The organism is Pseudolysinimonas sp. (genome assembly GCF_051954455.1).
In the GTDB taxonomy this organism is placed as follows: domain Bacteria; phylum Actinomycetota; class Actinomycetes; order Actinomycetales; family Microbacteriaceae; genus Pseudolysinimonas.
Genome location: NZ_JBQCHS010000001.1, coordinates 57,889 through 70,907 on the forward strand (window position 1 = coordinate 57,889; position 13,019 = coordinate 70,907).

General features: G+C 73.7%; 15 protein-coding genes. 14 read left to right on the top strand and 1 reads right to left on the bottom strand.

The window, feature by feature from the left end; translation table 11 throughout:
• The first annotated feature begins 52 nt into the window (after positions 1-52).
• From glmS to ACTHM3_RS00380, 10 genes are all read left to right on the top strand, one after another.
• On the top strand, positions 53-1,897 hold the full coding sequence (glmS, locus tag ACTHM3_RS00335) for a glutamine--fructose-6-phosphate transaminase (isomerizing) (RefSeq protein ID WP_440404084.1): 1,845 nt from the start codon (positions 53-55) through the stop codon (positions 1,895-1,897).
• 11 nt (positions 1,898-1,908) lie between these two features.
• The gene (locus tag ACTHM3_RS00340) at positions 1,909-2,259 is read left to right on the top strand and encodes a holo-ACP synthase (protein WP_440404141.1); all 351 of its coding nucleotides are present in this window, start codon (positions 1,909-1,911) and stop codon (positions 2,257-2,259) included.
• The gene (alr, locus tag ACTHM3_RS00345) at positions 2,259-3,335 is read left to right on the top strand and encodes an alanine racemase (RefSeq protein WP_440404142.1); all 1,077 of its coding nucleotides are present in this window, start codon (positions 2,259-2,261) and stop codon (positions 3,333-3,335) included. Before ACTHM3_RS00340 ends, alr begins: the two co-directional genes overlap by 1 nt.
• The gene (gene tsaE / locus ACTHM3_RS00350; protein WP_440404085.1) at positions 3,332-3,808 is read left to right on the top strand and encodes a tRNA (adenosine(37)-N6)-threonylcarbamoyltransferase complex ATPase subunit type 1 TsaE; all 477 of its coding nucleotides are present in this window, start codon (positions 3,332-3,334) and stop codon (positions 3,806-3,808) included. Before alr ends, tsaE begins: the two co-directional genes overlap by 4 nt.
• Before the next feature lie 51 nt (positions 3,809-3,859).
• Positions 3,860-4,465 carry a tRNA (adenosine(37)-N6)-threonylcarbamoyltransferase complex dimerization subunit type 1 TsaB gene (tsaB, locus tag ACTHM3_RS00355; RefSeq protein ID WP_440404086.1) on the top strand — a complete coding sequence of 202 codons (606 nt, stop codon included), beginning with the start codon at positions 3,860-3,862 and terminating at the stop codon, positions 4,463-4,465.
• On the top strand, positions 4,462-4,911 hold the full coding sequence (gene rimI, locus ACTHM3_RS00360) for a ribosomal protein S18-alanine N-acetyltransferase (protein ID WP_440404087.1): 450 nt from the start codon (positions 4,462-4,464) through the stop codon (positions 4,909-4,911). Before tsaB ends, rimI begins: the two co-directional genes overlap by 4 nt.
• Positions 4,908-5,969 (top strand): tRNA (adenosine(37)-N6)-threonylcarbamoyltransferase complex transferase subunit TsaD, encoded by a 1,062-nt coding sequence (gene tsaD, locus ACTHM3_RS00365; protein WP_440404088.1) that lies wholly within the window; start codon positions 4,908-4,910, stop codon positions 5,967-5,969. The genes rimI and tsaD overlap by 4 nt, the downstream gene beginning before the upstream one ends.
• Before the next feature lie 42 nt (positions 5,970-6,011).
• Positions 6,012-6,536: a DUF4190 domain-containing protein gene (locus ACTHM3_RS00370; RefSeq protein ID WP_440404089.1), complete on the top strand. Its 525-nt coding sequence runs from the start codon at positions 6,012-6,014 to the stop codon at positions 6,534-6,536.
• A 108-nt stretch (positions 6,537-6,644) separates the two neighbouring features.
• A complete protein-coding gene (locus ACTHM3_RS00375) occupies positions 6,645-6,932 on the top strand; it encodes a DUF4190 domain-containing protein (RefSeq protein ID WP_440404090.1) in 288 nt (95 codons plus the stop codon).
• Positions 6,933-7,066: 134 nt separating this feature from the next.
• Entirely contained in the window at positions 7,067-7,483 is a 417-nt protein-coding gene (locus ACTHM3_RS00380) for a hypothetical protein (RefSeq protein WP_440404091.1), read from the top strand.
• A 48-nt stretch (positions 7,484-7,531) separates the two neighbouring features.
• On the opposite strand, the gene ACTHM3_RS00385 is transcribed toward ACTHM3_RS00380, so the two are convergent.
• Positions 7,532-8,707, bottom strand: coding sequence for a THUMP-like domain-containing protein (locus ACTHM3_RS00385; RefSeq protein WP_440404092.1), 1,176 nt, complete (start codon positions 8,705-8,707; stop codon positions 7,532-7,534).
• A 118-nt stretch (positions 8,708-8,825) separates the two neighbouring features.
• Here ACTHM3_RS00385 and groES point away from each other — a divergent pair, with 118 nt between their 5' ends.
• From groES to guaB, 4 genes are all read left to right on the top strand, one after another.
• Positions 8,826-9,119 (top strand): co-chaperone GroES, encoded by a 294-nt coding sequence (gene groES / locus ACTHM3_RS00390; RefSeq protein ID WP_440404093.1) that lies wholly within the window; start codon positions 8,826-8,828, stop codon positions 9,117-9,119.
• On the top strand, positions 9,116-10,087 hold the full coding sequence (rarD, locus tag ACTHM3_RS00395; protein WP_440404143.1) for an EamA family transporter RarD: 972 nt from the start codon (positions 9,116-9,118) through the stop codon (positions 10,085-10,087). Before groES ends, rarD begins: the two co-directional genes overlap by 4 nt.
• A 51-nt stretch (positions 10,088-10,138) precedes the next feature.
• On the top strand, positions 10,139-11,395 hold the full coding sequence (locus ACTHM3_RS00400; protein ID WP_440404094.1) for an ABC transporter substrate-binding protein: 1,257 nt from the start codon (positions 10,139-10,141) through the stop codon (positions 11,393-11,395).
• Positions 11,396-11,492: 97 nt separating this feature from the next.
• Positions 11,493-12,995, top strand: a complete 1,503-nt coding sequence (guaB, locus tag ACTHM3_RS00405; protein ID WP_440404095.1) for an IMP dehydrogenase — start codon at positions 11,493-11,495, stop codon at positions 12,993-12,995.
• The last annotated feature ends 24 nt before the right edge of the window (positions 12,996-13,019 follow it).

Consider the following 13,019-nt stretch of genomic DNA (forward strand, 5'->3'; position numbering starts at 1 on the left):
CGCACCCGGTCGTCCGGGCGACCGACGGCGGCGGCCTCCTAGGATCGAGCGCATGTGCGGAATCGTGGGGTACGTGGGCCCGGGCAGCAGCGCCGAGGTGCTGCTGGGCGGTCTGAAGCGGCTCGAGTACCGCGGCTACGACTCCGCCGGGGTGTCGATCCTCGGCGACGACGGGGAGCTGCGCACCCGCAAGAAGGCCGGCAAGCTCGGCGTGCTGGTCGACGACCTCGCCACCGGCTCCCTGGTCGACGGCCACACCGGCATCGGTCACACCCGCTGGGCGACGCACGGCGGCCCGACCGACGCGAACGCGCACCCGCACCTCGGCGACGAGGGGCGGCTCGCGCTCATCCACAACGGCATCATCGAGAACTTCGCCGAACTGAAGGCCGAGCTGGCGGGCGAGACCTTCACGAGCGAGACCGACACCGAGGTCGCGGCGCTGCTCGTCGGGCGCGCCTATCGCGAGACCGGCGACCTGACCGCCGCCATGCGCCGGACCGTCGCCCGCCTCGAGGGGGCGTTCACGCTCCTCGCCATGCACCGCGACGCCCCCGGCGTCGTCGTCGGCGCCCGCCGCAACTCGCCCCTCGTGATCGGCCTGGGCGAGGGGGAGAACTTCCTCGGCTCGGACGTCGCCGCGTTCGTCGAGCACACCCGGCGCGCCATGGAGATCGGGCAGGACCAGATCGTCACGATCCGCCCGGACGCGGTCGAGGTCACCGACTTCGCCGGCAATGCGGTCGAGGCGCGGGAGTTCGAGGTCCAGTGGGACGCGACCGCCGCCGAGAAGGGCGGCTGGTCGAGTTTCATGCGCAAGGAGATCTCGGAGGAGCCTGCGGCCGTCGCCAGCACCCTGCTCGGCCGGGTGCACGACGGGCGCGTGACGCTGCCGGAGCTCGACGGGGCCGACGAGCTGCTCCGCGGGATCGATCGCATCATCGTGCTCGCCTGCGGGACCGCGGCCTACGCGGGCGAGGTCGGCCGGTACGCGATCGAGGCCTGGGCGCGGATCCCGGTCGACGTCGAGCTCTCGCACGAGTTCGGCTACCGGGACCCGGTCGTCGACGAGCGCACGCTCGTGGTGTCGGTGAGCCAGTCCGGCGAGACGATGGACACCCTGCTCGCCGTCCGCTCGGCCCAGGAGCGCGGCGCCCGCACGCTGGCCATCTGCAATACGCAGGGCTCGACGATCCCGCGCGAGTCGGACGCGATCCTCTACACCCACGCCGGCCCGGAGGTCGCCGTCGCCTCGACGAAGGCGTTCGTCGCGCAGATCACCGCCCTGTACCTGCTCGGGCTGCACCTCGCGCAGCTGCGCGGCACGCTCGAGCCGGGCGCCATCGCGGCGCTCCTCGACGAGCTGCAGGACGTGCCCGACAAGCTCGACCAGGTGGTGGAGTCGACCCCGGCCCGGATCGCCGAGTTCGCGCACTGGATGGCCGACACCCAGTCGGTGCTCTTCCTCGGCCGGCACGTCGGATACCCGATCGCCCTCGAGGGGGCGCTGAAGCTCAAGGAGCTCGCGTACATCCACGCCGAGGGCTTCGCGGCCGGCGAGCTGAAGCACGGGCCGATCGCGCTCATCGAGCCCGGCCAGATCGTGTTCGTGCTCGTGCCGAGCCCGCGCAACGAGGGATCGCTGCACAAGAAAGTGGTCTCCAACATCCAGGAGATCCGTGCGCGCGGCGCCCGGGTCATCGCGGTGGCCGAGATCGGCGACGTCGCCGTCGCGCCGTTCGCGGACGAGGTCATCCGGATCCCGTTCGCGGCCCCGATGTTCGAGCCGATCCTCGCGGTCGTGCCGCTGCACGTCTTCGCGATGGAGCTGGCCACGGCGAAGGGTCTCGACGTCGACCAGCCGCGCAACCTGGCCAAGTCGGTCACGGTCGAGTAGCCGTGGCCGTCATGGGGATCGGCGTCGACGTCGTCGACCTCGCCCGCTTCGAGCGCGCCCTCAGCCGCACCCCCGTGCTGCGCGAACGCTTGTTCGCCGAGAGCGAACGCGACAAACCGCTGCGCTCGCTCGCGGGCCGGTTCGCCGCCAAGGAGGCCGTCATCAAGGCGCTCGGCGAGTCCACCGGGGTGGGCTGGCACGACATGGTGGTCGCGAGCGACGAGCACGGGAACCCGGGTGTGGCCCTCTCCGGCGCGGCGGCGGCGCTCGCCGAGCAGCGCGGGATCGTCCGCTGGCACCTGTCGATGTCGCACGACGCCGGCGTCGCGGTGGCGATGGTCGTCGCGGAGTCGGCGCCGTGATGCGCGAGGCCCGGATCCACCTCGACGCGATCCGCGGGAACGTGGCGCGCATCCGCGACCTCGTCGCGCCGGCCCGCGTGCTCGCCGTGGTGAAGGCCGACGGCTACGGCCACGGCGCGGAGCTCGCGGCGCGCGCGGCGCTCGAGGGCGGCGCCGATCAGCTGGGCGTCGCGGACCTCGACGAGGCGCTCGCCCTGCGCTCGGTCGGGATCGATGCGCCGATCCTCGCGTGGCTGCACGGCGTCGACGTCGACTTCGCCGCGGCGATCGACGCCGGCATCGAGCTGGGGATCTCGTCGGCCGCGCAGCGCGAGCGCGCGGCCGGCGGCGTCGTGCATCTCAAGATCGACACCGGTCTGAGCCGCAACGGCGTCCCGCCGGCGGAGTGGGCCGATGTCTGCGCGCGGGCGGCGGAACTCGAGCGCACGGGCATCGTCCGGGTCCGCGGCGTCTGGTCCCACCTCGCGAACGCCGGGCCCGTTGAGACCGATCGTCAGCGCGCCAGGTTCGAGGACGCCGTCGCCGCGGCGCGGGACGCCGGACTCCGCCCCGAGGTGCGCCACCTCGCGTCGAGCGAGGCCGCGCTCGCGTCGCCGGAGCTCCGCTACGACCTCGTGCGCATCGGGATCGCGATGTACGGGCTCCCGCCCGCGGAGGGCGTCGACGTCGCGGAGCTCGGACTCCGCCCCGCGATGGAGCTCGCCGCGACGGTCGCCGCCGTGCGGCGTGTGCCGGCGGGCGAGGGCGTCTCCTACGGCTTCGCCCACCGGACCGAGCGGCCCACCACCCTCGCGCTCGTCCCGCTCGGCTACGCCGACGGGCTCCCGCGGGCGGCCACCGGCCGGGCGGAGGTCGCGATCGGCGGCCGCCGGCATCCGGTGGTCGGCCGGATCGCGATGGATCAGTGCGTCGTCGACGTCGGCGACGCCCCGGTCGCGGTCGGCGACCGCGTCGTGGCGTTCGGCGACCCGGCCACGGGCGCCCCCTCCGCGGAGGACTGGGCGCGCGCCGCCGGCACGATCGGCTACGAGATCGTCACCCGCATCGGCCCGCGCGTGCCGAGGGCGCCGGCATGAGCGTCGAGCTGACGATCGCCGACCCCGAGGCGATGGAGGCGCTCGGCGAGCGCATCGCGCGCGAGCTCCGCGCCGGCGATCTCGTGCTGCTCGAGGGCGGCCTCGGCGCAGGCAAGACGACCTTCACCCGCGGCATCGGCCGCGGGCTCGGCGCGCGCGGGGCCGTTACGAGCCCGACGTTCATCCTCGCGCGGGAGCATCCGACGACCGCCGGCCCGCCGCTGGTGCACGTCGACGCCTATCGACTGGGCAGCGCCGCCGAGCTCGACGACCTCGACCTCGACTACGAGAACGCGGTGGTGGTCGTCGAGTGGCCCGCGGAGCGCGTCGAGGCCGACACGTGGCTCCGGCTGCGCATCGTGCGGCCCCCCGCGGGCGACCCGGACACGGAGTCCGAACCGCGTCACGTCGCGATCGACGCCGCGGGCGAGCGCTGGGCCCCCGTGCTCGCGGCGCTCGCGGCCGAGGCGTAGCCCGCTCGGGGCGGCCTGCGGAGCCGATCGCGCGGCCTCTACCATCGGAGGGTGCTGCTCGCGATCGACACCTCCGCCGGCAGCAGCGTCGCCGTCGTCGATCTCGAGGGCGGGATCCTCGCCCAGGAGGACGAGGAGTCCACGCGACGCCACGCCGAGGTCGTCGGCACCCTCATCCTCCGCGCCCTGGAGCGCGCGGGGGTCGCGCCGCGCGACCTGAGCGGCGTCGCCGCCGGCATGGGCCCGGGGCCGTTCACCGGTCTCCGGGTCGGCATTGCCGCCGCGCGCGCCTTCGCGCTCGGCATCGGCCGGCCGGTCGTGCCGATCGCCTCGCACGACGCGCTCGCGCTCGACGCCGCCGAGCCGATCGCGGTGGTGACCGACGCCCGACGGCGCGAGCTCGCCTGGTCGGCCTACGCCGCCTCCGACGAGCTGGGGCTGCCGGTGCGCGTCGCCGGTCCGGCCCTTGCCGCGGCGGACGCGATCGACGCCGCGATCGTCGGATTCCGCCGCGTCGACGCCGCGACGATCCCCGCCGGCCCGCTCGGCATGCTCGCCGAGCGGCGGTACGCGGCGGGGCGTCCGTTCGGCCCGAGCGAGCCGCTCTACCTCCGCGCCCCGGATGTCACCGTGCCGAAGGGGGTCGTCGTCCCGTGACCGCGCTCCGGCGCGCCGAGGCGGACGACCTCGACGCGATCATGGCGATCGAGCGCGCGACGTTCCCCGAGGACGCGTGGTCGACGTCGTCGATGCGCGCCGAGCTCGCCGGGCCGCACGGGCACTACCTCGTCGCGGTCGACGACGAGGGAGCGATCGTCGGGTACGCGGGGCTGCTCGCCCCGTCCGGATCGCGGCAGGGCGACATCCAGACGATCACGGTCGCCGAGGCGGCGCGCGGGCGCGGCATCGGGCGGGCGCTCATGGAGGCGCTGCTCGCCGAGGCCGACCACCGCGGCGTCGATGAGGTCTTCCTCGAGGTCCGCGCCGGCAACGCCATCGCGCAGCACCTCTACGCCTCCCTCGGATTCGAGCGCATCGCCGTGCGCCCGCACTACTACCAGCCCGACAACGAGGACGCGTGGGTCATGAGGAGGACGGCATGAGCGACGGACCGCTGATCCTCGGGATCGAGACCAGCTGCGACGAGACCGGTGTCGGCATCGTGCGAGGCACGACGCTCCTCGCCAACGCGATCGCGTCGTCGATGGACGAGCAAGCCCGGTACGGCGGCGTGGTCCCGGAGATCGCCGCGCGGGCGCATCTCGAGGCGATGCAGCCCACGCTCGACGCGGCGCTGGCGGAGGCCGGGGTCGCCCTCGGCGACGTCGACGCGATCGCCGTGACGAGCGGGCCCGGGCTCGCAGGGGCGCTCATGGTCGGAGTCGGCGCCGCGAAGGCGCTCGCGATCGCGCTCGGCAAGCCGCTCTACGCGGTCAACCATCTCGTGGGACACGTGGGCGTCGACCTGCTCCGGCCCGCCGAGGAGGGCGGCGGGGAGCTGGAGCTCCCGACCGTCGCGCTCCTCGTCTCCGGCGGGCACACCTCGCTCCTGCTCGTCCGCGACCTGCTCGACGACGTGGAGCTCCTGGGCGAGACGGTCGACGACGCCGCGGGCGAGGCGTTCGACAAGGTCGCCCGGCTGCTCGGGCTCCCGTACCCCGGCGGACCGCAGATCGACCGCGCGGCGGCGAGCGGCGATCCGACGGCCATCGCGTTCCCGCGCGGGCTCACCGCCGCGAAGGATCAGGCCGCGCACCGTTTCGACTTCTCCTTCTCGGGGCTGAAGACGGCGGTCGCGCGCCACGTCGAGCAGTGCCGCGCCCGCGGCGAGGAGGTGCCGGTGGCCGACGTCGCGGCCTCGTTCCGCGAGGCGGTCGTCGACGTCCTGACGGCGAAGGCGATCGCGGCGTGCCGGGAGCTCGGCGTCCCGCGGCTCATGCTCGGCGGCGGCGTCGTCGCCAACGCGCGGCTGCGGGAGGTCGCGGCCGAGCGCGCCGCGGCGGCGGGGATCGCGCTCCGGATCCCGCCGTTCGCCCTCTGCACCGACAACGGCGCGATGATCGCGGCCGTCGGCGCGCAGCTCGTCGCGGCCGGCCGCGCCCCGTCGTCGTGGGACGTCGGGGCGGACTCGACGCTGCCGGCCACCGTCGTCCAAGCCTGAGCAGGGCTCGACGCCGTCGGCCCCGTGGTGCAGGCTGGGGGCATGAGCGACCCGACGACGCCCGTTCCGCCGCCCTCCGACGACGCCCCGGCGTCGGTGCCGCCGGCCTCCCCGCCGACACCGCCGCCGGCTCCCGCCGCGCCGGCCCAGCCGGCCCCGGGCCAGTCCGCACCCGGCCAGCCGGTCTACGGTCAGCCGGTCTACGGCCAACCCGCCGCGGGTCAGCCCGCCTATGGTCAGCCGGCCTACGGTCAGCCCGCGTACGGGCAGCCCTACGGCTATGCCGCCGGCCCCCGCACCAACGTCCTCGCGATCGTGTCGCTCGTGCTGTCGCTGGCGGGTCTCGTCACCGGCATCACCGCGGTCGGCGGCATCATCTGCGGGCACATCGCGATGGCCCAGATCAAGCGCACCGGGGAGAACGGCCGCGGCCTCGCCCTCGGCGGCGTGATCGCGGGGTACATCATCGCGGGGCTCGGGATCCTGTTGATCATCGCGTACGTCATCTTCCTGGTCGCGATCATCGGGGCGGGCGTCGCGTCGTCGAGCTACGGAACGAGCTCCTAGCACACCTCGGCTCCGCCCGCCAGAGTCGTTGACCCTGGCCCGCGACGCTGCCAGTATGGGGGCGCCCTCGGGCTCAACAAATTCTCAACGAAGGAGCACATCGCACCCATGAGCGACGCACCCCCTCCGGCCCCGGCCCCGTCCTACAGCCCGGCCGCCGCCTCCGACAAGTGGAACGTCCTCGCGATCGTCGGGTTCGTCGGGACCTTCATCATCCCGCTGGCGGGCCTGATCATCAGCGCGATCGCGCTCAACCAGATCAAGACGACCGGGGAGCGCGGCCGCGGCCTCGCCCTTGCCGGACTGATCCTCAGCATCATCTACTTCGTCATCCTGATCATCGTGATCATCGCGGCCGTGGTGGTGGGCGCCAGCTCGCCCAGCTACAGCGGCTGACCGACGAACATCGCCCGAGGGGCGCCGCGGCTCCGGCGGCGGCGCCCCTCTGCGCGTCCCGTTGACCTGTATTCAGCCCGCTGCCAGGATGGGGGCGCTATCCAGCACTCTTCGACGTTAGGAGCACACTCATCATGAGTGACGCCACGCCCACCCCGCCGACGCCCGAGCAGCCCGCCCAGCCGGCGACGCCGCCGGCCGCCGGAGCGGTCCCGCCGCCGGCCGCCGGCCAGGTCCCGCCGGCCGCTCCCACCTACTCGGCCCCGGCCTACACGCCCGGCGCGCCGGTCAAGCAGACCCTCAGCCTCGTCGGCTTCATCGTCGGCCTCGTCGCGTTCGTGTTCTCGTGGGCCTTCATCTTCGGCCTGCTGGTCGCCGTCGCGGGCCTCATCATCTCGATCCTCGCCCGCAGCCGCGAGCCGCAGGCGCCGAACTGGATGAAGCTGGTCGGTCTGATCGCCAGCATCGTCGCACTGGTCATCGGCGTGATCGTGCTGATCTTCTGGATCGCGGTGTTCGTCGCGGCCGCCAATTCGGCGTCCACGTACTGAACCGCCTCGCGAAGGGGTCGGGCGGGAGCCCGGCCCCTTCCGTCGTCTCTACAGCCGGTCGGCGAGGATCGCGACCCGCGCCCCGGCGACGCGCGTCAGCACCAGCACGGCGCTCTCGCCGCCCGACAGCGCCAGCCTCGACCGGAACACCGCGGGGTCGACGTCGACCCCGCGCTTCTTGATCTCGAGAGCGCCGATCCCGCGGGCGGCCAACTCCCGGCGCAGGGTCTTCACATCGAGCGGGAAGCGTTCGCGTACCCGGAACGCGGCGCCGAACGGCGTCGACGGCTCCCGATCCGTCGTGATCCAGGCGATCGTCCGGTCGAGCATCCGCCCGTCGAGCCGCCGGGCCAGATCGCCGATGAGCCGGGCGCGGATGACGGCTCCATCCGGCTCGACGAGGTACGCGCCGAGCTCCCCGACCTCCGCGTCGTCCGCATCGGTCGCGGCCGTGAGCTCCGCGGCCCCCTGCGCCCCGAGCACGAGCGCTGCCCGTCCGATCCCCGGGCGCTGCAGCCCGCCCGCCCAGACCGCGGCCTCCACGACCTCCCGGTCGACCGACACCCACTGCCATTCCGCATCGGGGGGCAGGAGGGCGTGGTCGATCGCCGGCCCGAGCTTCACCCCGAGCGGCACCCGGTCGGCCAGGGCGAACGCCCAGTCGAGCGGGGGCGACCACGCGGAGGGGTCGAGCCGCCGCACGCCCTGCGACCGGCGGGCCGGATCGAGCCACACCGCGCCGACGCCGGCCAGATCCGTCCCCCGGGCGTCACCCTGCTCCACCCGGACCGCGGGGAACGGAGCGAGGTTGTAGGCGGCGACCGCGGCGGTCACCTCGTCGCGCTCGACCGCGAGCACGCCGAGGTCGATGCCGGCGAAGCCGAGCGCGTCGGCGCCGATGCCGCAGCCGAGGTCGGCGATCACGTCGATCCCCGCCTCGCGCATGCGGCCCGCGTGGATCGCGGCGACGCGCAGTCGGGTCGCCTGCTCGAGGCCGTCCGGGGTGAAGAGCATCCGCTCGGCGAAGTCGCCGAACTTGGCGCGCGCCCGGGACCGGAGGCGCGCCTGCTCGAGCACGGCGGCGACGAGCGCCGGCGGATGCCCCGCCGCCCGCAACCGGGACACGATCCGGACGACGTCGCCGGAGGCGTCGATCGGGCCGACCTCATCGAGCAGACGCAGACCGTCCGGGGTGAGCAGCGCGCGCAGCTCCCCAGCGTCCATGGGGGCGACGATACCGGCTGGCACTCGCGTTGTCGGAGTGCCAGCGACGCGCTAAGGTTGTCCTGGCACTCCCGGTGGGAGTGTGCCAATTCCCTAGAACTTCAGAAAGAGGTCTCACGTGTCGGTCTCCATCAAGCCGCTCGAGGATCGCATCGTCATCAAGCAGGTCGAGGCGGAGCAGGTCACGGCGTCGGGTCTCGTGATCCCGGACACCGCCAAGGAGAAGCCGCAGGAGGGCGAGGTCATCGCCGTCGGCCCGGGTCGCATCGACGACAACGGCAACCGCGTCCCGCTCGACGTCCAGGTCGGCGACAAGGTCCTGTACTCGAAGTACGGCGGCACCGAGGTCAAGTTCGGCGGCGACGACCTGCTCGTCCTCTCGGCGCGCGACGTGCTCGCGATCGTCGGCTGACGAACACCGTTCCGCCCGAAGGCCCTGCCGCGCCCGCGGCGGGGCCTTCGGCGTCCCCGGGCGCGGGCGTCGCGCTCGCCCTCGCCGCGTACGGGCTCTGGGGCGTCTTCCCCCTCTACTTCCTGCTGCTGCAGCCGGCGAACGCATTCGAGGTCGTCGCATTCCGGGTGCTGCTCACGCTCGTCTTCTGCGCGATCGTGCTCACGATCGTCGCGGGCTGGCGTCGCGTCCTGGCCGTCGTCCGCGCACCGCGCACCCTGCTCCTGATCGGGCTCGGCGGCGCGTTCATCTTCGTCAACTGGCTGGTCTACGTCATCGCGGTCGACGTGGGAGCGGTCGTCGACGCCGCGCTCGGCTACTTCATCAATCCGGTCGTCACGGTGCTGCTCGGCGTGCTGGTGCTGCGCGAGCGGCTCCGCCCCGCGCAGTGGGCGGCGGTCGGGGTGGCCGCTGTCGCCATCCTCGTCATCGCGATCGGCGGGGCGACCGTGCCGTGGATCGCGCTCGTCCTGGCCGGTTCCTTCGGGCTCTACGGCCTCGTCAAGAAACGGGTGGGGGCGCGGGTCGACGCCCTGACCGGACTGGCGGTCGAGACCGCGTGGGTCGCGCCGGTCGCGGTCGTCGTGCTCCTCGTGGTCGGCGCGACCGGGGGCATCGCGCTCGGCCATCACGGGCCGGTGCAGGCCGTGGCGGAGCTGCTCGCCGGCGTCGTCACCGCGATCCCGCTCCTCCTCTTCGCGAGCGCCGCGCGCCGGCTGCCGCTCGTCGCCATCGGGCTCACCCAGTTCGTCACGCCGATCCTGCAATTCGCGATCGGCGTCCTCGTGCTCCACGAGGTCATGCCCCCGAGCCGGTGGATCGGGTTCGGCCTGGTCTGGCTGGCTCTCCTCGTGCTGACGGTCGACCTGGTCGTCGCGAACCGGCGGCGCGGCCCGCGCGGTCTCCCGGCCTCCGCCGAGTCGACCTGAGCCCGGGGTAGGGTCGCGGCAGACCCGTCAGTCCGACCCGGAAGGATGACGATGCCGCGCGTCCCCCGCGCTCGCGGCGCCGTGGTCGGTGCGCTCGTGCTCGCCGGCCTCCTCGCCGCCTGCACCGCCGCCCCCGCGCCGTCCGCGACCCCGACCGCGACGCCCTCCGCGTCCCTGACGCCGACCGGCGACCCGGCCTTCACGGTCGGCACCCTCCTCCCCACGAGCGGAGCGGCCGCGTACCTCGCGCCGCCGATGGCAGCCGGTGCGGCGCTCGCCGTCGCCGACATCAACGCGGCCGGCGGCGTCAACGGCGCCCCGGTCGTGCTCGCCGCGGCCGACTCCGGCGACGCGTCCACCGGCACGGCGGAGGCCTCCTACGCGGCGCTCGTCGCCAAGAAGGCGGACGTGGTCATCGGTCCCGCCTCGTCGGCGCTCGCGCAGCGGCTCCTCGCACCGGCGCAGAAGGCGGGCGTGCCGCTCGTCTCGCCGGCGGCGGGCTATCCGCAGCTCGACGGGCAGCAGGACTTCTTCCGCACGATCCCCGCCTTCGGGCACGAGGGGGCGGCGCTCGGCGCGTACCTGCCGACGAAGGGCGCGAAGAAGGTGGTCCTCGTGGCCACCGAGGAGGCACTCGGCGCGTCGATCGCCGGGCCGCTCGGCACCGCGCTCGCGGCGCACGGGGGCTCCCTCGCCGCGACCGTCCGCGTCCCGCTGTCGGGCGCCGACGTCACCGCGACGGTCGCCGCAGCCAAGGCGGCCGCGCCCGACGCGGTCGTGCTCGTGACCCCCGACAACGGCGACCTGACCAAGGCGCTCATCTCGGGGCTGTCGGGCGCCGGGCTCGGCGGCGGGAGGCTGTGGCTCACCGGCCAGAACCTGGCCGACTACTCGCAGGCGCTGCCCGCCGGCCTCCTCACCGGCGTCAACGGGATCCTCGAGGGCGCTGACGCCGACGCCGCCCTGCAGGCCCGGCTCAAGGGCGTCACGGCCGATCTCGGCTCCTTCCAGTACGCGCCCGAGGCGTACGACGCCGTGATCCTCGCGGCGCTCGCCGCCCAGAGCGCCCGCGCGAACAGCGGGTCGGCGGTCGACCGCGGACTCGTGGCGGCCTCCGCCGGTGGCATCAAATGCGGCAGCTGGGCCGAGTGCGTCGAGGCGCTCCGGACGACGTCCGACGTCGACTACGACGGCCTGAGCGGGACCCTCAACCTCGACGCCACGGGCGGCCCGACCTCCGGCAGCTACGGGATCTACGCCTACTCCGGCGATAACACGTTCGCGCGCACCGCCACGATCCGCGCCTGATCGGGAATCGGCGCGGTACCCGCGCGGTTTAGAGTGAGACACCGGTCTCCACCGTCGCAGCCGGCCCCTTTCGCTCCCTCGACCCGGAGGATCCGGCATGGACCAGCACGACCCCTTCGCCTTCGTCGGCCTCACCTACGACGACGTCATGCTGCTGCCGGGCCACACCGACGTGATCCCGAGCGAGGCGGACACCTCGTCCCGACTCACGCGGCGCGTCGCGCTGCACTCGCCGCTCGTCTCGAGCGCGATGGATACCGTGACCGAGTCGCGCATGGCCGTCGCGATGGCCCGCCAGGGCGGCATCGGCGTCCTCCACCGGAACCTGTCGATCGAGGACCAGGCCGCGCACGTCGACAAGGTCAAGCGCTCCGAGTCCGGCATGATCACGAATCCGGTCACCACGACCCCGGACGCCACCGTCGCCGAGGTCGACGAGCTCTGCGGCCGCTTCCGCGTCTCCGGGCTGCCGGTCGTCGAGGGCGACGGCACGCTGGTCGGCATCATCACCAACCGCGACATGCGCTTCGTCTCGCAGTTCGAGGCCGGATCGACGCGCGTCAGGGACGTCATGACGAAGGCCCCGCTCATCACCGCCCCGGTCGGCATCGACCCGGACGACGCGATCGCGATCTTCGCGCAGCACAAGATCGAGAAGCTCCCGCTCGTCACCCCGGACGGCAAGCTCGGCGGCCTCATCACGGTCAAGGACTTCGACAAGAGCGAGAAGTACCCGAACGCGACGAAGGACGACGCCGGCCGCCTCCGGGTCGGCGCCGCGATCGGCTTCTTCGGCGACGCCTGGGACCGCGCGGGCGCGCTCCGCGACGCAGGGGTCGACGTCATCGTCGTCGACACGGCGAACGGCGATTCGAAGGGCGTGCTCGACATCATCGCCCGGCTGAAGGCCGACCCGGCCTTCGCGCACATCGACGTCATCGGCGGCAACGTCGCGACCCGCTCGGGCGCGCAGGCGCTCGTCGACGCCGGCGCCGACGCGATCAAGGTCGGCGTCGGACCGGGATCGATCTGCACCACCCGCGTCGTCGCGGGCGTCGGCGTGCCGCAGGTCACCGCCGTATACGAGGCGTCCCTCGCGGCGCGGCCGGCGGGCGTCCCCGTGATCGCCGACGGCGGCCTCCAGTACTCGGGCGACATCGCGAAGGCCCTCGTCGCGGGTGCCGACACCGTCATGCTCGGGTCGCTCCTCGCCGGCACCGACGAGGCTCCGGGGGACCTCGTCTACGTCAACGGCAAGCAGTTCAAGAACTACCGCGGCATGGGGTCGCTCGGCGCGCTGAGCGACCGCGGCAAGAAGACCTCCTACTCGCGCGATCGCTACTTCCAGGCCGACGTGCCCTCCGACGCGCAGCTGATCCCCGAGGGCATCGAGGGTCGCGTGCCCTATCGCGGCGCGCTCGGCGCGACGGTGTACCAGCTGGTCGGCGGCCTCCGGCAGTCGATGTTCTACGTGGGTGCCCGCACCATCCCCGAGCTGCAGGCGAACGGCCGCTTCGTGCGGATCACACCCGCCGGGCTCAAGGAGTCGCACCCGCACGACATCCAGATGACCGTCGAGGCACCGAACTACTCGCGCTGACCGCTCCTGCGATAGCCTGGTCGG